The organism is Xylanibacter caecicola (assembly GCF_013166515.1).
Classification (GTDB): domain Bacteria; phylum Bacteroidota; class Bacteroidia; order Bacteroidales; family Bacteroidaceae; genus Prevotella; species Prevotella caecicola.
The window spans coordinates 1-23,593 of the sequence record NZ_JABKKJ010000005.1 but is presented as its reverse complement, the minus strand read 5'-3'; the positions used below and the strand labels follow the sequence as shown (position 1 = coordinate 23,593).

The following is a 23,593-nucleotide window of genomic DNA, read 5'->3' as shown; positions in this document are numbered from 1 at the left end:
ATGAGTTGGTTTGAAGCACTTATCCTCGGTCTGCTCCAAGGACTGACCGAGTATCTGCCTGTAAGCAGCAGCGGTCATCTTGCCATCGGTGCCGCACTTTTCGACATAGAAGGCGAAGAAAACCTTACGTTTACAATCCTTGTCCACGTGGCTACCGTTCTCAGTACGCTCGTGATACTGTGGAAAGAGATAGCATGGATATTCAAAGGACTTTTCAAAGGGACGCTGAACAGCGAGACCCGATATGTACTCAACATCCTTGTCTCGATGATACCGGTGGGCATTGTCGGCGTGTTTTTCAAGGACAAAGTTGAAGAAATCTTCGGTTCCGGACTGTTCATCGTCGGGCTGATGCTCCTCGTGACAGCCTTGCTGCTCACTTTCTCATACTATGCAAAGCCGCGGCAGAAGGAAAACATCAGTCTTAAAGACGCGTTTATCATAGGGCTTGCACAGGCAGCCGCCGTCATGCCCGGACTGTCACGGTCGGGCAGCACCATTGCAACCGGACTTCTTTTGGGCAACAAGAAAGAGAAACTTGCACAGTTCTCCTTTCTCATGGTGATACCTCCGATATTGGGCGAGGCACTTCTCGACACAGTGAAGATGGTCAAGGACGGTGCACAGGCAGCCGTCGGCGACATCCCCGTGATGTCTCTTGCCGTAGGTTTCATTGCAGCATTCGTTGCCGGATGTCTTGCATGCAAGTGGATGATAAACATCGTGAAGCGAGGAAAACTTATATACTTTGCCGTTTATTGCGCCATTGCCGGAGCCGTAACATTAATCCTGTCATAACTTTCCGGTATATGAATTTCACCCAAGGCGAAATAATCTGTATCGACAAACCCTATGGCATGTCCAGCTTCGGGGCACTGGCGCGTGTGAGATACCTCATCTCCCGTCATCTCGGGGTGAAGCGTGTAAAGACCGGACATGCCGGAACCCTCGACCCGCTTGCCACCGGTGTCCTCATCATCTGTACCGGGCGCAAGACCAAGATGATAGAAGAGCTCCAGGCACACACAAAGGAATATACAGCCACGCTCAAACTCGGGGCAACCACTCCCAGCTATGACTGCGAGCATACCGTGGACTTCACCTATCCCACAGCTCACATCACGCGTCGGTTGATAGAAGACACGTTGCAGCGTTTTGTAGGTGAGATACATCAGATACCGCCGTCTTATTCGGCATGCAAGGTGGGCGGCAAACGCGCTTACGAACTCATGCGCAAGGGGCACGACGTAGAGCTCAAACCCAAAGTGTTGCGCATAGACGAGATAGAACTGACGTCGTTCAATCCCGCGACAATGCAGGTTGGCATAAGGGTGGTGTGCGGCAAGGGCACATACATACGTGCATTGGCACGCGACATAGGTACAGCCATTGGCAGCGGAGCCTATCTCACGTCATTGCGGCGTACACGTGTCGGTAGCGTAAATGTCACCGACTGCATAACGCTCGATGCTTTTCCGGCATGGCTTGAACAACAGACAATAGAAGATAATATAACAGGAGGAGATAAATAGAACTATGAAACTGTCACAATTTAAATTCAAACTTCCGGAGGAACTTATAGCTCTCGAGCCTCCATATCATCGCGACGAGTGCCGTCTTATGGTTATTCATAAGAAATCGCAGAAAATAGAAATGCACAAGACCGATGCCGACGGCAACACGCTCAACGATGCCGACGGCAATCCCGTATGGCTTGATTTCCGTAACGTACTCGATTATTTCGATGAGGGCGATACCTTTGTCTTCAACGACACAAAGGTGTTTCCGGCACGCCTTTACGGCACAAAGGAGAAGACAGATGCCAAGATCGAGGTATTCCTGCTCCGCGAACTCAACGAGGAAATGCGCCTGTGGGATGTCCTTGTAGAGCCTGCCCGTAAGATACGTATAGGCAACAAGCTGTTCTTTGACAGCAGCGGAACCATGGTTGCCGAGGTCATTGACAATACCACAAGCCGCGGACGCACCCTGCGTTTCCTCTACGACTGCCCGCACGACGAGTTCAAACGCGAGCTTTATGCGCTCGGCGAGGCTCCGCTGCCGAGATATATCGTCGACAAGCGTGCGGCAAAACCCGAAGACCTTGACGACTTTCAGTGCATCTTTGCCCGCAAAGAGGGTGCCGTTACCGCTCCCGCTTCGGGTCTGCACTTCAGCCGCGAGCTGCTCAAACGCATGGAGATCAGGGGCATAGAGTTTGCATACGTCACGGTGCACTGTGCCCTCGGAAACTTCCACGACATAGAAGTGGAAGACCTTACAAAGCACAAAATGGATTCCGAACAGATGTTTATCGATGCCGAGGCATGCCGCATTGTCAACGGTGCCAAGTCGGCAGGGCGCCATGTGTGTGCCGTCGGGACAAGCGTTGTCAAGGCTACCGAGACGGCATCCGGCACGGACAATCAGCTCAAAGAGTACGAGGGGTGGACAAACAAGTTCATATTCCCGCCATACGAGTTCGGTGTGGCAGACTCTATGATAGCCAATTTCTATCATCCCATGTCCACACTGCTCATGTCTACTGCGGCTTTCGGCGGCTACGACCTTGTGATGCAGGCTTACGACCTTGCCGTGAAGAACGGCTATAAGTTCGGTTGCTACGGCGATGCCATGCTTATACTCAACGACTGATGCCGGATTTACACATATTATATCTCGCCCTCGGCGCCAATATCGGCGACAGAGAACAGACTATGAACAGGGCGATAGAACTTATAGAAGGAGCAGTGGGCACGGTTGTCCGCCGCTCCTCTTTTATTGAAACCGAGCCGTGGGGCTTCCTGTCTTCAAACCGTTTCATCAATGCAGTCGTATGCGTGCACACCGCCTTGTCGCCGTTCGAGGTGCTCCGGGCTACGCAGAACATAGAGAAACAGCTCGGCAGAACGGTCAAGTCGTCGGGTGGGGAATATCACGACCGCCCCATAGACATCGACATTCTGCTGTATGACGACATACATGTTGATACCCCCGAGCTGTGTATACCCCATCCCCTGATGCACGAACGCGACTTTGTAATGGTGCCGTTGCGCGAGATTATGGACGGGGAGGGGTGCATTTATGAATATAAAGGGAGATAGAAGAAGATAAAGGAAGACGAGAGGAAGGAGATAAGGGGAGATAGGAGAAGATAAAGGAAGATAAGAGATAAATGTTTTGTTTCTTGTTCTGAGACATTTGTCTTCTATCTTCTGTGGCGCAAGCCACATATCTTCTCCTATCTCCCCTTATCTCCTTCCTTAAAAACATATAAAACCAAAAATCCCCGTGGCAAATATTCATTGCCACGGGGATATGTTTTTTCGTTTAAAGCTGTGCCTTTTCTTATCGGCGCAGACCCAATGCCTTTACGATTGCACGATAACGTTCAACGTCGCGGTCGTAAAGATAGTCCAGCAGGGCACGTCTTTTACCTACGAGCATTGTCAGCGAACGTGTTGTCACGTGGTCCTTGTGGTTCTTCTTGAGGTGCTCTGTCAAGTGTGCGATACGGTATGTGAAGAGCGCTATCTGGCTCTCTGCCGAACCTGTATCGGTGTTAGACTTGCCATACTTGCCGAAGATTTCCTGTTTCTTAGCCTGATCTAAATACATAATTGTTTTGTTTGATTAATGTTGTTTTTATATTACATCCTTCTGATGACCGGTGCCTTAATCACAACACCGTCCCCATCGAATGCATCGGATTTTCCGAAATTCGGGTGCAAAGGTACTGATAAAAAGTGAAATACGCCAATGTTTGCGCTCAATTTTTACGGTATTATTAGATAAAAATGCTTTTTCCGTCATGTTTCTTGTCCTGTCTCTATGTTTTCCGGCGGGGTATGGGAGGTTGTGACGGGAGGTGGAAGAATAGCGGACAACGCGTTTTGTTGCTTATTTCGATACATCCTCCGGGGTGGTTTGTAATATAAAATGGAATAAGAATCTGAAGAACGCGCGTTAAAGCAAGGTATACGAGGGATATGTTGTGTACGGGGCTTTGTTTTACATATTGTAATACAAGATGTCGTTGCTGCTTTCTTTTTGTATTTTTCAAACGCCCGTGCTTCGCGTTTTTCCGTCCTCGCCACTCTTTTCCTGTAAATAACGCAAAAATGAGTGCGCAGTTGTAACCTTCCGTGTACCAGGCATTTGTGCTGTCCTTGTCGCTTTGTGTGCAGCGATATGCAATGTATGTTGTTGTAAAAGACGGCATTTTGCACCGCAAAGTGTGCCGTTTTAGGGTGCAAAAGGAGGCATTTAGGCATCCTAAGTGCCGTGTTTTACACTTCAAAGTGCCGCACTTCAGGTGCTGATACGGTTGTTATGTGACATATTTTGCCGCTTTTTGCTGTCTCAGACCTTGTTGTCCGCCTTTTCATTTATCTGGTTTGACTTTTCTCGAGGATGTTTTTAATTTGACAAGAATAAGCCTTTTCGGTGCTTTTTACTGACACATTGAACTGTTAAATATGCTGTATACGATAACGTTTACAGTTAAACAATGTGAAATTACCCCCCCCGTTTCATAAATAAGAATAATAAAACTACTTTTGCGCACCATTAATTCGGCGACTATTCCGCAGAGACAGGATGTCCCGTTGTGGAATCTTTTATAAAACATCGGCAATGTGTTTCTTTGAAAACAGCATGTAATCAAGTATTAATGCAGTTTTTTGAAAAGTAAAATAGTATAATAAATTTATAAGGTAAAAGTAGAAAGATGAGAAAGTTGTTGTTTATGATGCTGGCACTGCTGTCGGTATTGACAATTAAAGGCGAAACATTCGGCAAAGATGGAACATCATCTTGGACCGTTGAGGGTTCGGTGATGAGGATTACGATTGGAAACGCCGGTGATTTTGGTAATTATATTCCTAATGCCGGATATGGGTATACGCTTGTATCTGCAGCGCAAAATGCAGAACCAAAAGTTACAAAAGTTGTTGTTACAACCGCAGAAGGCGTGGCGCTCAATAGTGAAGATGCTGCTTCCTTCTATTTTGTAGGCGATGCAGGTTGTATAACAACTATTGACTTCATGGAAGCTGATTTTTCAGATGAGGCATCAGTTTCAGCACTTAATTTAAATCCTAATTCCGGAAGTGGCAATATAAGAAATATTATTGTTTCCGATGCCTATGCTTCTACTCCGGGAAGTTTTTGGAATAATGCCGTATTTAACTATTATGGTAGAACGCATGAAGGTCTTATTGCTGTAATAAATAATACAGACAAACTTGCATGGAATGACGTACGCGATGCGGAACCCAAACTTATACTACAGTCTGATGTGACGTCCGAGTTTGATTTGTCGGCTTCGGGCTTTACTGAGTTTAATTTTACCAACATAAATATATCGGCAGACATCACTGTTCCTGCAGGTTCTGCGGTATCTGTTGCCGATGAAAGTGCAAAGGCGTATATAAAAGGAACGGATAATGTCAAGGTGGAAAAGCCGGTTGCTCCCGCTGACAAGAACACTTTGGCTACGACGGTAGAAAATCTTAAGACGGACTTTGAGGCTTTTGTTGCTGAAAACGGCAAGGACGCTTTGAAGAAACTTATAATAACTGAAGGAACAATAACACAAGACGTATTGGATTATATTGCAGAAAATCTTAAGGACATTACGACGCTCGACCTCACTAACGCCACACTTCCCGACGGTGTGCGTATGAAAGAAGGTGATAAGGTAAACTGGGAAGTATTCATATTGCCCGTAGGTACAAAGATAAGCCCCAACTTCAAGGGCGGATGCTATCCTAATCTGAAGTTTGCCATGGCAGGCGGTTTCAACAAGATATGGCTTGTTTCGCAGAGGGCAAAAGGCGAGAGCAGCGCTTTCGGCAGTATTCTCGACATGATACCTGCGGAAATCAAGAACCAACCGGCAGAAAACCGTATGGGAGTTGCGTTTGTAGGCGAAGTGACCGTTGACGATGTCCTTTCTGTTGCAGGTAGTCATGATGCTCCTCTTGCCAATGCAAGGATATGGCACTTCCTTGCTGCTACGGGACTGACTATGGATGATTTCGCTACAGGCGGTAAACTTCTTGCAGGTCTTCAGGGCAACAACGACAATCCCACGGGACTTGTACTTATGCCCGGTGCTGATGTGGATAAAGTCGGATCTTATTATGCTTTGGGAAATATATACAGTCTGTCGGAAGACGAACGTACTCTTACGGTAAAGATATCTAAGACACATACGTTTGACATCGCACGTTTTACGACAATGAAGACGAGGATAGCCGTACTTAAGAACGCAGAAGTGGACGAACATATCATAAATGCCCTCAAAGGAACCAGACGTGCCGTGAGTGTTGACCTGTCGGGAATGTCTTTCCCGGATAACAGTGACGAAATATTGAGCGGTGTTACGGCTGGAAATGTCAAGGTGGTGAGAATTCCGAACGGGTGCGGGTTTGATATTAACCATTATGCAGGTACGACTTTCGGCGTGATTTCAAGGATAAAGACGGACGAGACACCAAACGTTGCCGTATCTTATCAGAGAGTTCCCGGTACGCTTAATAAGGTGCGTGAGTACAGAAGCAGCAGCATTATCAACAGCGAGTACATACGTTATCGCGGTGTGATGAACATGCACGACATCGAAAACATCTTTACCGGAGATAACAGCAACACCAATACGTACTATGACCTCAGCGATGTAAGGCTGGTGAAGTATATTAACGGTACGGTGGATGAGGAGAAAGACCCGATAGACTTCCATGAGGATATGATAACCGACCGTACTGTAGAGGACGGCAGAGACATGTCCGGACTTAAGAATGACTACGTTAAATATATAGCACTGCCCGAAGGAACGGAGATACCGGCGAACATAGATGCCTTTAAAACAGACAACTGCCCGCTGCTGCTCTGCATCGGTACTTTCGACAAGGCATCGCAGAAGCTGTCTTTCCATTCTTTTGAGGAGGGTTGTGTGGAGCCTGTGGTAAAGATGCTTGTTGACGACGGTGACAAGATTACGGCAGACAACGTCGTGAAAAATCTTGTCATGAGTGGAAAACTCAGATTTAGTGACATTGCGGCAAATGACGATAACTATGGCAAGGACGGACATTTTGGTTCGGAAGAGGGCGTAGCGGATGACGACGTAAAACCTAATGCCGCCTTCTCATCAGGAAATGCTCTTTTGTATATGCAGCTTTCGACAGCCGATTTTTCTAATGCCGTATTCCCTACGCAGACGGATATGGTATTCAGCAGGGCTGCAAGATATTCGGATGTGACAGAATTTAAACTACCCACATCTGCGGAGATGACAGTAATTCCTGACAACTGTATGAACGGTTTCAGTAATATACAGGAACTGTGCGTTCCTGCCAATTATGAGGTGATAGGCGAAAATGCATTCAGAGAGATGACCGGTCTGAAGAAGATGACTACAACACGGGTACAGGAAGGCAATGTCACAGATCGTGGAGAGAAAACGATAGTCCTTTCTGCTAATTTGAAGGAAATAAAATATGGTGCGTTCTGGGGTATAAACGGAATATACGATGTGTACGTACTTGCAGAGAAAGCACCTCTCTGCGTCAGCGGTGCCTTTGATGAAGCCATGTTGTACGGCAACAACGGATTTAAAAACGTCCACCCGATACAGCGTGTGAACTATATAAACGGAGAGCGAGTGATAGGCATGCTCCATTATCCGCGTGTATGCGCCGGTACGGATGAGGAGAAGAACTATACGGATATAACACGTGAATACACCCTGCTCGATGAGACAGGTGCCATGAACGGTGAGGGCGAACTGATAGCATGGCCCAAGCATGAGGAGTTCGGACGCTCATGGGCACAGGCTCGTAAAGAAGTTGAAGGCAGCGAAGGAAAACTGGCATATACATGGAACGCATGGGCTGCAGGTGCAAGCACATATGAAGAAGCTGTCGAGAAAGGCGGAATAGACAATACATGCACATACAACACCGATTATATGGGATGGCATGAGTTTGTGCTTGCGGAGAGCTATCACCGTAAGGCGCAGAACGATGAGCAGACACGTAACTACTCGCGATTCAAGGAGAATGACTGGTATACGCTTTGTGTGCCATATAACATTACACGTTCCATGCTTCGCGATATTCTCGGAGCAGAACCCGGCTCGGAGGTTACCGTTGACGGAAAGACCATAACGGCGGGTGCAGACGGGCTTTATCCGGATGTGCGTACACTGGTGCAGGTGAAGAGAAGCCGTAACAAGTCGCTTGTGACATTTGTATTCAGCGATAATCTTGCAGAAAAAGAAGTGGGTGGTATAAAGGGTGCTGATGTGGTTATAGAAAACGACGGACGTACATACAGGTATGTTGCTCCGGAGTTTGTCGGTGATAACGGTGACGACCCAGTGATAATCAAGGGTGGTTATCCTTACATAGTGAAACCGTATCTGCCTGCCGACAAGCTCAGTCTTTCGGCTTTGGGAGAATATCTCGTTAATATTCCTGTTGTAGGAAACAGTCCGGTGGGATATACCGTAAACGGAATGTCAAGAACTGCAACGGCTGCTCCTTATCCTGAACATAAGGTACATGCCATTGACGAGGACAAGAGTACGGCAGACGCTCCAACTTATGTATATCTTGAGAACAATGCGGCAGAGCCTTATTTCTATCATTTCATCGGCACATACTCTTATAAGGAAAGTGAAATACCTATGTACGGCTTTTTCCTCGGAGTACAGAAAAACACGAAGAAGCATCTGTTCTTCCGTGCAACGTCTGCCGGTCGTGAGTGGACACGCTACTCGGCACTGATGGCAGGTCGTTCTGCCGGTTCTATTGTCATATCTCCCGATGCAAATGAAGATAATATATATCTTGATTTCTCATGCGACAACGATTATTTCGGTGCAGAGACCGGCACCCCGTCTGCTGCAAAGGTTGCCATGTCTTTTGGTGACGACGGCAATACTACTGGTATTATTGATATTAATAATGTGGAAAAACATGTTACCGGCGGTGCCGTGTATAGCATAAGCGGAAAATATATGGGCACATCGGTTGAAGGACTGCCGAAAGGTGCATATATAATGGACGGACGTAAGTTCGTAGTAAGATAATAAAAGGAAAGAAGAAAGATATGAAGAAGCTATATGTACGTCCGTGTGTGTATGTCGTAGAGGTGGAAACAATGACTTTGTTGGCTGGGTCTGATGGTACGATTCATAATACAGATAAAGATGTTCCTAATGTAAAAGAAGACGATTTAGATGCAGAACCCGGTGGAAGTTGTGCCAAAGACGACTTGTATAATATCTGGGGAGATAACGAGTGGTAAGATACTTGATTGATTAATTATTCTATATTAAGAGGAAGTGGCAATGCCTGTTACATCGGGTTGTTGCCACTTTTTGTTTTGTCACTTTCTGCTAAAATGCAATAAATGTGGTACATTCTATAATATGTCTCGAAAGTTTTTGTTATTTTTGCATATAATATAGTGCGCACGTTCGTGATCAGTAAATACGAATCTATTCTCCATGTATGGACATCCGAAATGTTCTTCTCCTATGTATGGACAAATACAAGAATATGTCCCTACAGTAGGAGAATACGGCATGATGAGAATTCAGCATGTGGCGAACGCAACAAAAGTCATTATCCGTTATCACGGACTTATGTATATAGTAGAAAATAAAATAAACGAGCATGAAATATCCTATAGGCATACAAAGTTTTGAGAGTCTGCGTAATGACGGTTACGTATATGTAGACAAGACCGCATTGGTGTATAAACTGGCAGATACGGGTCGCTATTATTTCCTGAGCCGTCCCCGTCGTTTCGGCAAGAGTCTTCTTATCTCCACATTGGAGGCATATTTCAGCGGTAAGAAAGAACTGTTTGATGGTCTTGCCATAGAAGAGCTTGAAAAGGATTGGAAGGAATATCCGATACTTCATCTTGACTTGAACACGGCAAAGTATGACAGTGCGGAAGCCTTGCTGAATGTTCTCAATGACAGCCTTGCCAATTGGGAGACAGCCTACGGTACGTCTCCCACGGAAGTGACACCTGAACTTCGTTTCAAGGGTATTATACGCCGTGCATACGAGCAGACAGGACAGCGTGTTGTTATACTTGTCGACGAGTATGATAAGCCCATGCTTCAGTCAATAGGTAACGAGGCACTTCAGGACGAATACCGTAATATACTGAAAGCGTTCTACTCTGTCCTTAAGACCCAGGACAGATATATCCGTTTTGCCTTTCTCACTGGCGTGACAAAGTTCGGCAAGGTGAGCGTGTTCAGCGACCTGAACAATCTTAAGGATATCTCCATGGACGAAAGATATATCGACATCTGCGGTATAACGGAGGCAGAGATACACCGCTATTTTGAAGAGGCCATACACGATCTTGCCGCAAAGGAGGGTATCGGCTATGAGGAGTGTTGCGATATGTTGAAGGAACTTTACGACGGATATCATTTCGAGACCGGCACGGTGGGCATATACAATCCTTTCAGTATACTGAACACTTTCGACAGTTTGAAGTTCGGCGACTACTGGTTCGAGACGGGTACGCCTTCTTTCCTTGTTCATTTGCTGAAGCAGGCGGACTATAATCTGAATAATCTTCAGAAGGAACAGGTTTCCGCCGATGTGTTGAACAGCATCGACTCGATGTCGCGTAACCCCATTCCCGTGATATATCAGAGCGGTTATCTTACGATAAAGGGTTACAACAAGGAATTCCGCATCTATAGTCTCGGCTTTCCGAACAAGGAGGTTGAGAATGGTTTCGTGAGATACCTTCTTCCATTATATACTCCTGTGGAAGAGAATTCGACAGACTTCTTTGCAGCCAACTTTATCAATGATGTTCGCAGTGGCAATCCCGATGGTTTTATGGAACGTCTTTGCTCATTGTTTGCCGACAGCGACTACCGCATAGCTGGCGATATGGAGAAGTATTTCCAGAACTCTCTTTATCTTATTTTCAAGCTCTTGGGCTTCTATACGGAAGTGGAGCGTACGACAAGCCGCGGGCGCATGGACGTAGTGTTAAAGACCTCCGATTATATCTACGTGATGGAACTGAAGCTCGACGGCACGGCGGAAGACGCGTTGAGGCAGATAGATGAGCGTGGTTATGCAGCACCGTTCATGTCTGACGGGCGCAAGTTATATAAAATAGGTGTGAACTTCTCATCGGCTACACGTGGGATAGAGGAATGGAAGGTAATTGACAATTGATAATTTATAATTGATAATTTATAATTGATAATTGGGAGCAACGTTTGATAATTAATAATTTATACGCGAGTTCGTGATAAGAACATATGAGACGTTATTCTCCTATGTATGGACATATCTTGTATTTGTCCGCACGCATCGAAGAGGCGTTCTGAATATAAAATAAACGAGCATGAAATATCCTATAGGCATACAAAGTTTTGAGAGTCTGCGTAATGACGGTTACGTATATGTAGACAAGACCGCATTGGTGTATAAACTGGCAGATACGGGTCGTTATTATTTCCTGAGCCGTCCCCGTCGTTTCGGCAAGAGTCTTCTTATCTCCACGTTGGAGGCGTATTTCAGCGGCAAGAAAGAACTGTTTGATGGTCTTGCCATAGAAGAGCTTGAAAAGGATTGGACGGAATATCCGATACTTCACCTCGATCTTAACTCCCGTCTATATGAGAATGCCGACTCCTTGCGCTTTGAGTTGAACAAGCATTTGGAGTTGTGGGAACGTCTTTATGGCTCCGAGTTTAGTGACCGTGCCCTTGAGGAACGCTTCTATCATGTCATAATGAAGGCATACGAGCAGACGGGACAGCGTGTTGTCATACTCGTCGACGAGTATGACAAGCCCATGCTTCAGTCAATAGGTAACGAGGCACTTCAGGACGAATACCGCAATATACTGAAAGCTTTCTACTCAGTCCTTAAGACCCAGGACAGATATATCCGTTTTGCCTTTCTCACTGGCGTGACAAAGTTCGGTAAGGTGAGCGTGTTCAGCGACCTGAACAATCTTAAGGATATCTCCATGGACGAAAGATATATCGACATCTGCGGTATAACGGAGGCAGAGATACACCGCTATTTTGAAGAGGCCATACACGATCTTGCCGCAAAGGAGGGTATCGGCTATGAGGAGTGTTGCAATATGTTGAAGGAACTTTACGACGGATATCATTTCGAGACCGGCACAGTTGGCATATACAATCCTTTCAGTATCCTGAACACTTTCGACAGTTTGAAGTTCGGCGACTACTGGTTCGAGACGGGTACGCCTTCTTTCCTTGTTCATTTGCTGAAGCAGGCGGACTATAATCTGAATAATCTTCAGAAGGAACAGGTTTCCGCCGATGTGTTGAACAGCATCGACTCGATGTCGCGTAACCCCATTCCCGTGATATATCAGAGCGGTTATCTTACGATAAAGGGTTATGACAACCGTTTTAAGATATATAATCTCGGCTTTCCGAACAAGGAAGTAGAGAACGGTTTTATAAAATATCTGCTTCCTCTTTATACTCCTGTTGGGGAGAATAAGACAGAGTTCTTTGTTGCCGGTTTCATTTCTGATGTGGAAAAAGGCAATCCCGATGGTTTTATGGAGCGTCTTTGCTCATTGTTTGCCGACAGTGACTACCGCATAGCTGGCGATATGGAGAAGTATTTCCAGAATTCTCTTTATCTTATTTTCAAGCTCTTGGGCTTCTATACGGAAGTGGAGCGTACGACAAGCCGCGGGCGCATGGATGTAGTATTAAAGACCTCCGATTATATCTACGTGATGGAACTGAAGCTTGACGGTACGGCGGAAGACGCGTTGAGGCAGATAGATGAGCGTGGTTATGCGGCACCGTTCATGTCTGACGGGCGCAAGTTATATAAGATTGGTGTGAATTTCTCTTCGGCTACACGTGGAATTGAAAAGTTCTTGATAGAATAAAGGAATGATGTTGTATCACAAATATCCGCCATGTAGGGACTTTATCTTGTAAAAGTCCGGTATACCGTCATTTATTAAAAACGGTTTTACAAGATAAAGTTCCTACATGGAGTTAGGATATATTCGGATGTCTTTATACCGAACCTTCGTATTATATGACTTTTTTGTCGTAAATACAGGTATAAACGTTTATACTTGCGGTTTGCAAGTATTTTGTATTTTTTTACCTGCCATGTTAAAAAGTTCTGTCATATCTTTGCTGACAAACAAAGATACTCAAAGGTATAAAATAATCTCATAATCATTAAAGTCAAACTAAACAAATGAAAAAAGTTATTACTTTCATTGTCGGTACCCTTTTGCGTACCGGTGGTGTTGCCCAGGATATAGTGAAGTATCCCTGGCTTGACACATCCAAGAGTTTTCACGAAAGGGCTGTGTTGCTATGCAAAGAACTGACGTTGCGTGAGAAGGTGGACCAGTTGGGCAATTATGTCACGTTGGATGTAAAGCGTGACGGTGTCATAATACTTCCAAGCTATCAATATTGGAACGAAGCCATACACGGTGTGGCACGTTCGGGTGCTGCAACGAGTTTTCCTGAGTCTAAGGGTATGTCGGCTACATGGGACCGCCAATTGATTTATGACTGTGCCAATGTAATATCCGATGAAGCACGCTGGTATTATCTGAACAAGAACAAAGGATTGAATTATTGGAGTCCGACAATAAATATGGCACGCGACCCGCGCTGGGGCCGTGAGGAGGAGAACTATGGGGAAGATCCATTTCTTGCAGGTCAGCTTGCGGTGCAGTTTATAAAGGGTTTTCAGGGAGAACAGACACAAAGCAATCCTTATCTTAAATTAGTGGCATGTGCAAAACATTTTGCAGCAAATAACTATGAGGCGGGACGTCAGTCTACAACATCGTTTGTAACGGAGCGCAACATGCGTGAGTATTATTTGCCTGCTTTCGAGGCTTGTGTCAGGGATGGCGGAGTGAAAAGTCTTATGTCTGCATATAATGCTTTCTCCATAGACGTTAATGAAAAAGATGCCAACGGTATAGGATACAGTAAGGCACACGGTGGTCTGCCTTGTTCGGCAAACAAGATGCTGCTTACCGATATTTTGCGCAATGAATGGGGGGTTTGACGGGTATGTTACATCCGACTGTGCTGCCATAGCATGTATACATCGTGCCACGAAACACTTGTATTTCGGTCCGTATTCAACCGGCAGTATAGACACAGGAGGAAGTACGGCATCCGTGCACGACCCGTATAAAGCATCTACCGATGAAGAGATGCTGATGGAGGCACGTTCCACGGCTCTTGCAATAAAAGCCGGATGTAATACGAACTGCGAGTTCAAGTCGCAAAGTTCTGTTTATCAGCGTGCGGGAGTAAATGCCGTTGATCCGCAATTCCAGAAGAAAGACAATATGAACTATGTCGATCTGACGGAGGAAGACATCGACAACGCTCTTATACCATTGCTTGAGACACGTTTTGCACTTGGTGAGTTTGAAAAGGATTTATGTCCGTGGAACAATCTCAATAATACTCTTGAAAGCGAGGCTAACCGTGCGATGGCACTAAAAGCGGCTCAGGAGTCTATGACACTGTTGAAGAACGAAGGTGGTCTGTTGCCGATATCTACAGATAAGAAAGTGGCTCTTATCGGTCCTTATGCCAACCAGATAATGCTTGGGGATTACTCGGGAACTCCTACGTATACCGTTACTCCATACGAGGCATTTGCAAAGAAACTGAACTTCGAGCTGAGCAAAGAGACACGTATCTCAAAAATAGCTGCCGTACCTTTTGATGAGGCTGTGGTGTCAAAGCGTGGTGCAGGAAGTAATGACAAAGGAGCCGGCAATCTGGAAAATACCGCACCGGGGGATATATTCTTATATAAAAACGTAGATTTCGGACAGGAAGGCTGTACAAACTTTGAAATGTCATGTGGGGCGAAGAATACCGGTGTTGGTTCTGTCAGTTTCGTTCTTGACTCGAAGGACGGCGAACCGTTCCTGACCGTTGATAACAAAGACACTGGCGGATGGACCAAGTGGGCTACTGTATCGGTTGCCGTAGACCCGTCCGTGGTAAAAGGAAAACATGACCTTTATGTCAAGTTCAGCGGAAGTCAAAGCTATGTGGGAAATTACCAGTATTTTAATTTCTGGAACCCGGATGTAGAACAGATACCGGCGGTAGAGACGCAAGGACCGCTTTATATGTGTGAGACATCCACAAATGTCAATACCGTGGCATCGCAGAATATGATAGACCGTGCGGTGGAAGTGGCAAAGCGTGCCGATGTGGTGATATTTTTTGGAGGAACAAACTTTGACAAACCTGCCGACCATGCAACGGGTACGGAGAGCCATGACCGTTGGGTGCTCACACTTCCCGGCAATCAGGAAGAAGTTCTGAAAGCCTTGTATGCTGCAAACAAGAACACTGTGCTTGTACTTGAGACAGGTTCGTCAATGGATATTACATGGGCAAAGGAAAACCTGCCGGCAATAGTAGAGGCATGGTATGGAGGTCAGGCACAGGGACAGGCCATCTGTGATGTTATATATGGTGATGTAAATCCTTCGGGCAAACTGACATCGACATGGTATAACAGCATTGACGAACTGCCGAAGGGAAGCGATTCTAAGTTTGACCGCGACGGTCGTAACGGCATGATGGAGTATGACATTGACAAGTGGGGATATACTTATATGTATTACGGTAAGGCTGTACACGGACGTCAGGCATCGAAGCCTATGTACCCGTTCGGATATGGGCTGTCGTATACTACGTTTGAATATTCGGATATGAATTTGAGCGGTTCTTCGATATCCAAAGACCGGATTATCAATGTTACGGCAACGATAAAGAATACCGGTACACGTGACGGTGCAGAGGTGGTTCAGCTGTATGCCAACTTTAACGGTCAGGGCAATAATGCCACCCTTAACAAGAGACTCGTTGGCTTTGAGCGCGTTGAACTTAAGGCAGGGGAGAGCAAGACTGTTTCTATTCCGGTGAAGTATGAGCAATTCGGCTATTTCAACGAGACTGCCCATAACTATCAGGTAGACGGAGGCAAGGTTACGCTTGAGCTTGCAGCATCTTCTGCCGATGTACGTCTGACAACTGATATAAACACTGTTGCCGGTGTTGCCAAAGAAACTTATATTTCTGAAAACACCAATGGTATAGAAACGGTCGAGAACAGTAGGGAACTTCAAAAAACAGATCATGTATATACCGTTATGGGAGCATACGTATGTCCGGCGTCTGAGTACGATGGTCTGCCTGCCGGTATATATGTTCTTAACGGACATAAGTATATAAAGAAGAGCAGATGATTGCTTAAGTAGTCGTTCGTTTTACTAAAGTGACAACACGTGTAATTGTCGCTTGGGTTCCAGTCGGTCGGGAAGTGCAAAAATAGATACTCACGAAAACGGTCTTATGATCGATTGGAGTTAAAACTGCATGAGGATGTGTATTTTATGTTTTTACTTTATAAAAATATAGACGGCACATCCTCGTGTCTTATTTTAGGATAACCGATGTACTTGTGAGTGTTGTATAATCCATAGAACTCGTTAATTCATTAAATAATGACCGAACTATTACATGTTATTAATAAATAATGTGTAATTTTGCATGCGATTTTTTAAGGTAAAATAATATGCAGGAAATCAGAAACATAGCTATTATTGCCCACGTTGACCATGGCAAGACAACACTCGTGGACAAAATGATGTTGGCGGGAAACCTGTTCCGTGACGGGCAGGACTTGAGCAGTCAGGTGTTGGACAGCAATGATTTGGAACGTGAGCGTGGTATAACAATTCTTTCCAAAAACGTATCTATAACATATAAAGATGTAAAGATAAACATCATCGACACTCCGGGGCACTCCGATTTCGGTGGAGAGGTAGAGCGGGTGCTGAATATGGCAGACGGGTGTCTGTTGCTTGTCGATGCCTTTGAGGGTCCGATGCCACAGACACGCTTTGTGCTGCAGAAAGCTCTGGAGCTGGGATTGAAGCCCATTGTTGTGGTAAACAAGGTGGATAAACCCAACTGTCGTCCTGAAGAAGTGTATGAAATGGTGTTCGATCTTATGTTTTCTCTCAACGCCACTGAAGACCAGTTGGACTTTCCTGTGGTATACGGTTCGGCAAAGAACGGATGGATGAGCGGTGATTATAAGACACCTACGGACAATATCACTTATCTTCTTGACAAGATTGTAGAAGTTATTCCTGCACCGAAAGTTATCGAAGGAACACCGCAGATGCTTATAACCAGTCTTGACTATTCAAGCTACACGGGACGTATTGCCGTGGGGCGTGTACACCGTGGCGTGTTGCGCGAGGGAATGAACGTGACAATCGTTCATCGTGACGGTTCGCATGAGAAGACAAAGATAAAGGAACTGCACACCTTTGAGGGCATGGGACACCAGAAGACATCCGAGGTGGGCAGCGGTGACATCTGCGCGATAATAGGTTTGGAGAAGTTTGAAATTGGTGATACGATATGCGACTTTGAAAATCCCGAGCCGTTACCTCCCATTGCAATAGACGAGCCTACGATGAGTATGCTCTTTACCATAAACGATTCGCCGTTCTTTGGCAAGGAAGGCAAGTTTGTTACGAGCCGTCATATTAACGATCGTCTTCAGAAAGAACTTGAAAAGAACCTTGCATTGAAAGTTACGCCGTTTGAAGATTCTACCGACAAGTGGATCGTAAGCGGACGCGGCGTGCTGCATCTTTCCGTGCTGATAGAGACTATGCGCCGTGAGGGATATGAGTTGCAGGTTGGACAGCCGCAGGTAATATACAAGGAAATTGACGGTGAGCGCTGTGAGCCTATAGAAGATATGACCATTAATGTGCCGGAAGAGTTTGCCAGCAAGATGATAGACATGGTCACGCGCCGCAAGGGAGAGATGACATCAATGGAAAATCAGGGCGAACGTGTAAACATTGGCTTCGATATACCGTCGCGTGGTATTATAGGTCTGCGCACAAATGTGCTTACGGCAAGTCAGGGTGAGGCGATAATGGCACACCGCTTTAAAGAATACCAGCCTTACAAGGGAGATATTGTGCGTCGCATGAACGGTTCAATGATAGCAATGGAGACAGGAACGTCTTACGCCTACTCCATAGATAAGCTTCAAGACCGTGGAAAGTTCTTCATAGATCCGGGCGAAGAAGTATATGCCGGTGAGGTTGTAGGCGAGCATGTTCATGACAACGACCTTGTCATAAACGTTACGAAGGCAAAGCAGCTTACCAATACACGTGCCAGCGGTTCTGATGACAAGGCACGTATTGTTCCCCGCACGGTGCTTTCACTTGAAGAAGCACTTGAATATATCAAGGCGGATGAGCTGGTGGAGGTTACTCCGAAAAGCATGCGCATGCGCAAGATTATACTTGACCATCTGGAGCGTAAACGCTCTAAATAAAGTTTTTGCATAATCCCGGCAGGACATGCTGCCGGGATTATTCTATTGGTGAGATAGAGCCTATAGGACCTATAGGACTTATATGGCTAATAAGACTTATAACCCGCACCCCAACTCTTAACTCTTAATTCTTAACTCTTAATTCTTAATTCTTAACTCCCAATGTCTCCCATCCTCCGTATAGCAGTCCCGTCGATTATCAGCAACATCACTGTACCGTTGCTTGGGCTTATCGATGTTGCTATCGTCGGGCATCTTGGTGCGGCGTCATATATCGGTGCCATTGCCGTTGGCGGAATGATGTTCAATGTGATATACTGGATATTCGGTTTCTTGCGTATGGGCACGAGCGGCATGACATCGCAGGCACTGGGAGCACGCCGTCTTGATGAAACGGTGCGGATGCTTGCGCGTTCGACAACAATTGCGGTGGGGATAGCAATACTGTTGATTGTCATGCAGTATCCTATACGTGAAGCGGCGCTTATGTTTATGAATCCTACGGATGAAGTGAGACGCTTTTCTTCTACCTATTATAATATATGTATATGGGGTGCTCCTGCCATGCTCGGTCTGTTTGCCATGTCCGGTTGGTCTATAGGCATGCAGAACTCACGTATACCGATGGCGGTGGCTATTGTCCAGAATGTCGTTAATATCATTGCGAGTCTTCTGTTTGTTTTTGTGTTCGGACTAAAGGTGGAAGGTGTGGCGTTTGGCACATTGACGGCACAGTATGCAGGATTTATCGTATCAGCTGTTCTTGTTTTAAGTCGTTACAGGCGTCTGTTAAGTCGTTACTTTTCGTTTAGCGGTATCTGGCAGCGCGATGCCATGATTTCCTTTTTCAAGGTTAACCGTGACATCTTCTTGCGGACGGTATGTCTTGTATCGGTTATGATGTTCTTTACATCGGCAGGTTCATGGCAGGGAGAGGTGATACTTGCCGTGAATACCATGCTTATGCAGATGTATATGCTTTTCTCGTATATTATGGACGGTTTTGCATATGCAGGAGAAGCATTGAGCGGAAAATACTATGGCGCACGTGATACGGCAATGTTGCAACGCACGGTCAGGCATCTTTTTATATGGGGAGCGGTGATGACGGTCTTCTTTACTGTTGCCTACGCTGTAGGTGGAGATGCTTTCCTCTCATTGTTGACAGACGACCGAGATGTAGTAAATGCTTCTGCCGATTATTTCTTGTGGGCTCTTGCACTTCCTGTTGCAGGTGTGGCTGCTTTTATATGGGACGGTGTCTTTATCGGGTGCACTTTCACCCGCGGCATGCTTATATCCATGTTTGCGGCATCAGTGGTATTCTTTGCTCTTTACTATTCCTTGCGCGATGTCTATGGTAACCATGCCCTTTGGTTGGCATTCATTGCTTATCTTTCTGTCAGGGGAATAGCTCAGACCGGTTTATTTAAAAGCTACAAGATTGGGTGATGTTTGACCATGATAATGTAGTTTTAGTCTTAAATATTACGTGTTAAAAATACACAAACAGGCAATCAGAATTCGTTAACAAAGATTTATCGCAGCCGGTATTTAGTTAAAACAAAGTTACTACAAAAAAGTGAAATGCGGAAAGATATAGTGATAGAATTGAGTTACAAGGGTTTTAGTTGAAGTGGCAAAAATTCGTGAAGCCATTACAATCCTTGCCAAAGCCAAATCCTGACGCCGCAACGTTACTTGTTCGTAACCATGCCCGAAAATGCGACAAACGGGTACGGATGACGAAACAAGACGCTAAGGAATAGTGAGTTACCCACAACTCACGTAACAAATACGGTTACGGAAAAAGATTGCGCCGTTCCTCCCCGTTTTGCGTACCAACACCGGACTCTTCACCAACTAATTTTGAAACCCAAAAATTAAGGACAATGAAGAGTACATTTTCAGTAATCTACTACCTCAAGCGTCAGGTAGTGAAAAAGGACGGGACAGTTCCCGTCATGGGACGCATCACGGTGGACGGCAGCCAGACACAGTTCAGCTGCAAACTGACTGTCGATCCGAAACTGTGGGACACCAAAGGTGGACGTGTCACGGGCAGAAGCACGGCGGCACTCGAAACGAACCGTATGCTTGACAAGATGCGGGTACGCATCAACAGGCATTATCAGGAAATCATGGAGCGTGACAACTTCGTCACGGCGGAGAAGGTGAAGAACGCCTTTCTCGGACTGGAACACCGCTACCACACGCTGATGCAGGTGTTCCGCCAGCACAACGAGGACTACGAGAAGCAGGTGGAGGCAGGCATGAAAGCCAAAGGCACGCTGCTGAAGTACCGCACCGTTTACAAGCACATGCAAGAGTTCCTCGACATCCGCTACCATGTGAAGGACATCGCCCTAAAAGAGCTTACCCCGGCTTTCATCTCCGACTTCGAGATGTTCCTGCGCACGGACAAGCACTGCTGCACCAATACCGTGTGGCTGTACGTCTGCCCGTTACGGACGATGGTATTCATCGCCATCAACAACGAGTGGCTGACGCGCGACCCGTTCCGCGAGTATGAAATCAAGAAGGAGGAAACAACACGCAGTTTCCTGACCAAAGATGAGATCCGCCTGCTGATGGAGGGGAAACTGAAAAACGCCAAACAGGAATTGTACCGCGACCTCTACCTGTTCTGCGCCTTCACGGGGCTGTCGTTCGCGGATATGCGCAACCTTACGGAAGAGAATATCCGCACCTACTTCGACGAACACGAGTGGATAAACATCAACCGCCAGAAAACGGGCGTGGTGTCCAACATCCGCCTGCTCGACATCGCCAACCGCATAATCGGCAAATACCGGGGACTGTGCGGGGACGGCAGGATATTTCCCGTTCCGCATTATAACACGTGCCTTGCCGGTATCCGTGCCGTCGCCAAGCGTTGCGGCATCACCAAGCATATCACGTGGCATCAGAGCCGCCACACGGCAGCCACGACGATATTCCTCTCCAACGGTGTTCCCATCGAAACGGTCAGCTCCATGCTCGGACACAAGAGCATAAAGACGACGCAGATTTACGCAAAGATAACCAAAGAGAAGCTCAATCAGGACATGGAGAACCTTGCCGCAAGATTGAACGGCGTCGAGGAATTTGCAGGTTGCACCATCTAAAAAGAAAAGCCATGAAACGTGACACAATCATCATCGAGGACAAGGCAGTCAGCGTAACCGGTAACGACGTGTGGATGACCGCCACCGAAATAGCCGGATTGTTCCATACGACCGTCCCGGCAGTGAACGCCGCCATCAGAGCCGTCCGCAAGTCGGACGTGCTGAACGACTACGAGGTGTGCCGCTACATGCAGCTTGAAAACGGGCTGCACGCGGACGTGTACGCCCTTGAAATCATCATCCCGGTCGCTTTCAGGGTGAATACCTACAACACCCACCTGTTCCGCACATGGCTGGTGGGAAAGGCACTCTCACAAGAGAAACGGCAGACATACGTGATGTTCATACAGAACGGAAAAGCCGGGTATTGCTGATTGCACATACCCCATAAGACAAGTAAACGGGTAGCACCACAAAAGGTGTCACCCGTTTACTTTTTCATGAAACCGCCTCACTCCAGCGGCTTGCGGTAGTTCGCTTCCAGTACCCCGCGCAGCCCCGTTTCCGGGTAAAGCACCTTCCCTCCCAAAAGTATGAAGGGCAACACGCGGTTGTTGCGGTATTCCTGCAAGGTGCGCCGGCTCACACGGAGCAGTTCCGACACCTCGCCGTCCGTCAGGTAACGTTCCCCGTCCAGCGGAGGACGGTAGCTTTCCAGAAATGCGGACAGCCATTTCGAGCCTTTGCGCATATCCTGCACCACAGAGGCTATCGGCTCGTCTTCCATCGTAAAAACATCGTTGTTCTCGTTCATCATAACTTCGGATTCAGTGGGTGAATAAATCAAATCATCTGCCGTGCGGATAGAGCGTGCCGACAAGCGGTATCAGCCGCTTCACCTCCTCTGGCTTGTAATAGAACCTGCGGTTTATCTGCGAGTAGCCGATAAGCCGCCTGTCACGCAGCGTCTGCAACGTGCGCGGGCTTATTCTCAACTGCCCGCAGACCTCCTCGCCCGTGAGCCATCTTTCCATGCGCCCCGTGTCGCTTTTGCGCCTCAGGGCGGCGACCTTCTCCGAGAGTGCGCCGAATGCCGCCACCATCATCTCGAAAGTCTTTTTCTCGATAGATACTATTTCCATATTCATGTCATTTAGAGTTTGCCGCAAAGGTAACGAAACGGCATACAAGACGTATCGTTTTCCGCTGAAAGGCTGCCTGTTGCGCCGTTTGACCGGGTTACGGAGCCATCTTCCGCAAAAATCTTACGTGAGTCACGTAGTGAGTTGTTAAAGCCCCTTTTGTTTATTGCCGAATTTTGTCGCAGAAACAAAAAGAAAGGACTGAACATGAAAGTGATAACAATGGAAAGTTCCGCCTACAAGGAGATGATGGCGCAGATTGCGAACATCGCAGGGTACATCCGCGAGGCAAGGGACGAGAAGAAACGGAAGCGGGAAACCGAAGACAAGCTGCTTGACACGGCACAGGCGGCGAAGATGCTCAACGTGAGCAAGCGCACCATGCAGCGTATGCGCACCGACCACCGTATCGAGTATGTGGTGGTACGCGGAAGCTGCCGCTACCGCCTTTCCGAGATACTGCGGCTATTGGAGGACAACACAGTAAGGAACGAGGAAGGGACAATAGACACCCTGTTCCACAACCACACGCTGCGCACGGGCGGCAAACCAAAAGGAAGGAGGACATAGGTCATGGAACTGCTCACACGAAACAACTTCGAGGGCTGGATGCAGAAGCTGATGGAACGGCTCGACCGTCAGGACGAACTGCTGCTGGCGATGAAGGCTGAGGGGAAACAGCCCACTATCACGGAAAGCATCCGCCTTTTCGACAATCAGGATTTGTGCATGTTGCTCCAGATAAGCAAACGCACCCTCCAACGCTACCGCAGCGTAGGCGCATTGCCCTACAAGACGCTGGGCAAGAAGACCTATTACAGCGAGGAGGACGTGCTGACATTCCTTTCCAACCATATCAAGGACTTCAAAAAGGAAGATATAGCCTTCTACAAGGCTCGTATCCATAATTTCTTTCATAAATAACCCATTA

General features: G+C 46.7%; 19 protein-coding genes. 16 read left to right on the top strand and 3 right to left on the bottom strand.

Features of this window, described 5'->3' with window-relative positions; translation table 11 throughout:
* From HPS54_RS04555 to folK, 4 genes are read left to right on the top strand one after another with little or no spacing between them, the layout of a single operon-like run.
* Entirely contained in the window at positions 1-798 is a 798-nt protein-coding gene (locus HPS54_RS04555; RefSeq protein ID WP_172344286.1) for an undecaprenyl-diphosphate phosphatase, read from the top strand.
* 11 nt (positions 799-809) lie between these two features.
* Positions 810-1,532 (top strand): tRNA pseudouridine(55) synthase TruB, encoded by a 723-nt coding sequence (gene truB / locus HPS54_RS04550; protein WP_172344285.1) that lies wholly within the window; start codon positions 810-812, stop codon positions 1,530-1,532.
* A gap of 4 nt (positions 1,533-1,536) precedes the next feature.
* Positions 1,537-2,655 (top strand): tRNA preQ1(34) S-adenosylmethionine ribosyltransferase-isomerase QueA, encoded by a 1,119-nt coding sequence (gene queA / locus HPS54_RS04545; RefSeq protein WP_172344284.1) that lies wholly within the window; start codon positions 1,537-1,539, stop codon positions 2,653-2,655.
* Positions 2,655-3,104: a 2-amino-4-hydroxy-6-hydroxymethyldihydropteridine diphosphokinase gene (gene folK / locus HPS54_RS04540; RefSeq protein WP_172344283.1), complete on the top strand. Its 450-nt coding sequence runs from the start codon at positions 2,655-2,657 to the stop codon at positions 3,102-3,104. The genes queA and folK overlap by 1 nt, the downstream gene beginning before the upstream one ends.
* A 244-nt stretch (positions 3,105-3,348) precedes the next feature.
* Here folK and rpsO read toward each other — a convergent pair whose 3' ends face one another.
* Positions 3,349-3,618, bottom strand: coding sequence for a 30S ribosomal protein S15 (gene rpsO / locus HPS54_RS04535; RefSeq protein WP_172344282.1), 270 nt, complete (start codon positions 3,616-3,618; stop codon positions 3,349-3,351).
* A gap of 1,111 nt (positions 3,619-4,729) precedes the next feature.
* Here rpsO and HPS54_RS04530 point away from each other — a divergent pair.
* The 10 genes from HPS54_RS04530 (at position 4,730) to HPS54_RS04485 (ending at position 21,954) form a co-directional block, all read left to right on the top strand.
* The gene (locus tag HPS54_RS04530; protein ID WP_172344281.1) at positions 4,730-9,100 is read left to right on the top strand and encodes a leucine-rich repeat domain-containing protein; all 4,371 of its coding nucleotides are present in this window, start codon (positions 4,730-4,732) and stop codon (positions 9,098-9,100) included.
* A gap of 20 nt (positions 9,101-9,120) precedes the next feature.
* Positions 9,121-9,318, top strand: coding sequence for a hypothetical protein (locus tag HPS54_RS04525; RefSeq protein ID WP_172344280.1), 198 nt, complete (start codon positions 9,121-9,123; stop codon positions 9,316-9,318).
* A gap of 371 nt (positions 9,319-9,689) precedes the next feature.
* A complete protein-coding gene (locus HPS54_RS04520; protein WP_172344279.1) occupies positions 9,690-11,237 on the top strand; it encodes an ATP-binding protein in 1,548 nt (515 codons plus the stop codon).
* Between the two features lie 172 nt (positions 11,238-11,409).
* Positions 11,410-12,951, top strand: a complete 1,542-nt coding sequence (locus HPS54_RS04515) for an ATP-binding protein (RefSeq protein WP_172344278.1) — start codon at positions 11,410-11,412, stop codon at positions 12,949-12,951.
* Between the two features lie 323 nt (positions 12,952-13,274).
* Positions 13,275-14,108 carry a glycoside hydrolase family 3 protein gene (locus HPS54_RS04510; RefSeq protein WP_253951933.1) on the top strand — a complete coding sequence of 278 codons (834 nt, stop codon included), beginning with the start codon at positions 13,275-13,277 and terminating at the stop codon, positions 14,106-14,108.
* Complete coding sequence (locus HPS54_RS04505; RefSeq protein ID WP_253951932.1) at positions 14,092-16,326, top strand: glycoside hydrolase family 3 protein; 2,235 nt, start codon at positions 14,092-14,094, stop codon at positions 16,324-16,326. The genes HPS54_RS04510 and HPS54_RS04505 overlap by 17 nt, the downstream gene beginning before the upstream one ends.
* 329 nt (positions 16,327-16,655) lie before the next feature.
* Positions 16,656-18,452: a translational GTPase TypA gene (gene typA, locus HPS54_RS04500; RefSeq protein ID WP_172344277.1), complete on the top strand. Its 1,797-nt coding sequence runs from the start codon at positions 16,656-16,658 to the stop codon at positions 18,450-18,452.
* A 162-nt stretch (positions 18,453-18,614) separates the two neighbouring features.
* Positions 18,615-19,904 carry an MATE family efflux transporter gene (locus HPS54_RS04495; RefSeq protein ID WP_172344276.1) on the top strand — a complete coding sequence of 430 codons (1,290 nt, stop codon included), beginning with the start codon at positions 18,615-18,617 and terminating at the stop codon, positions 19,902-19,904.
* A 440-nt stretch (positions 19,905-20,344) separates the two neighbouring features.
* Positions 20,345-21,580 (top strand): site-specific integrase, encoded by a 1,236-nt coding sequence (locus HPS54_RS04490; protein ID WP_004291422.1) that lies wholly within the window; start codon positions 20,345-20,347, stop codon positions 21,578-21,580.
* Positions 21,581-21,591: 11 nt separating this feature from the next.
* Entirely contained in the window at positions 21,592-21,954 is a 363-nt protein-coding gene (locus tag HPS54_RS04485) for a hypothetical protein (RefSeq protein ID WP_004291423.1), read from the top strand.
* Between the two features lie 77 nt (positions 21,955-22,031).
* Here the strand turns inward: HPS54_RS04485 and HPS54_RS04480 are convergent, their stop codons facing one another.
* Together HPS54_RS04480 and HPS54_RS04475 are read right to left on the bottom strand one after the other, a co-directional pair.
* Positions 22,032-22,337 carry a helix-turn-helix domain-containing protein gene (locus HPS54_RS04480; protein ID WP_004291424.1) on the bottom strand — a complete coding sequence of 102 codons (306 nt, stop codon included), beginning with the start codon at positions 22,335-22,337 and terminating at the stop codon, positions 22,032-22,034.
* A gap of 31 nt (positions 22,338-22,368) precedes the next feature.
* Positions 22,369-22,668, bottom strand: coding sequence for a helix-turn-helix domain-containing protein (locus HPS54_RS04475; protein ID WP_004291426.1), 300 nt, complete (start codon positions 22,666-22,668; stop codon positions 22,369-22,371).
* A 138-nt stretch (positions 22,669-22,806) separates the two neighbouring features.
* On the opposite strand from HPS54_RS04475, the gene HPS54_RS04470 reads away from it, so the two are divergent.
* Positions 22,807-23,232, top strand: coding sequence for a helix-turn-helix domain-containing protein (locus tag HPS54_RS04470; protein WP_004291432.1), 426 nt, complete (start codon positions 22,807-22,809; stop codon positions 23,230-23,232).
* A 3-nt stretch (positions 23,233-23,235) separates the two neighbouring features.
* On the top strand, positions 23,236-23,586 hold the full coding sequence (locus tag HPS54_RS04465) for a helix-turn-helix domain-containing protein (protein ID WP_004291454.1): 351 nt from the start codon (positions 23,236-23,238) through the stop codon (positions 23,584-23,586).
* The last annotated feature ends 7 nt before the right edge of the window (positions 23,587-23,593 follow it).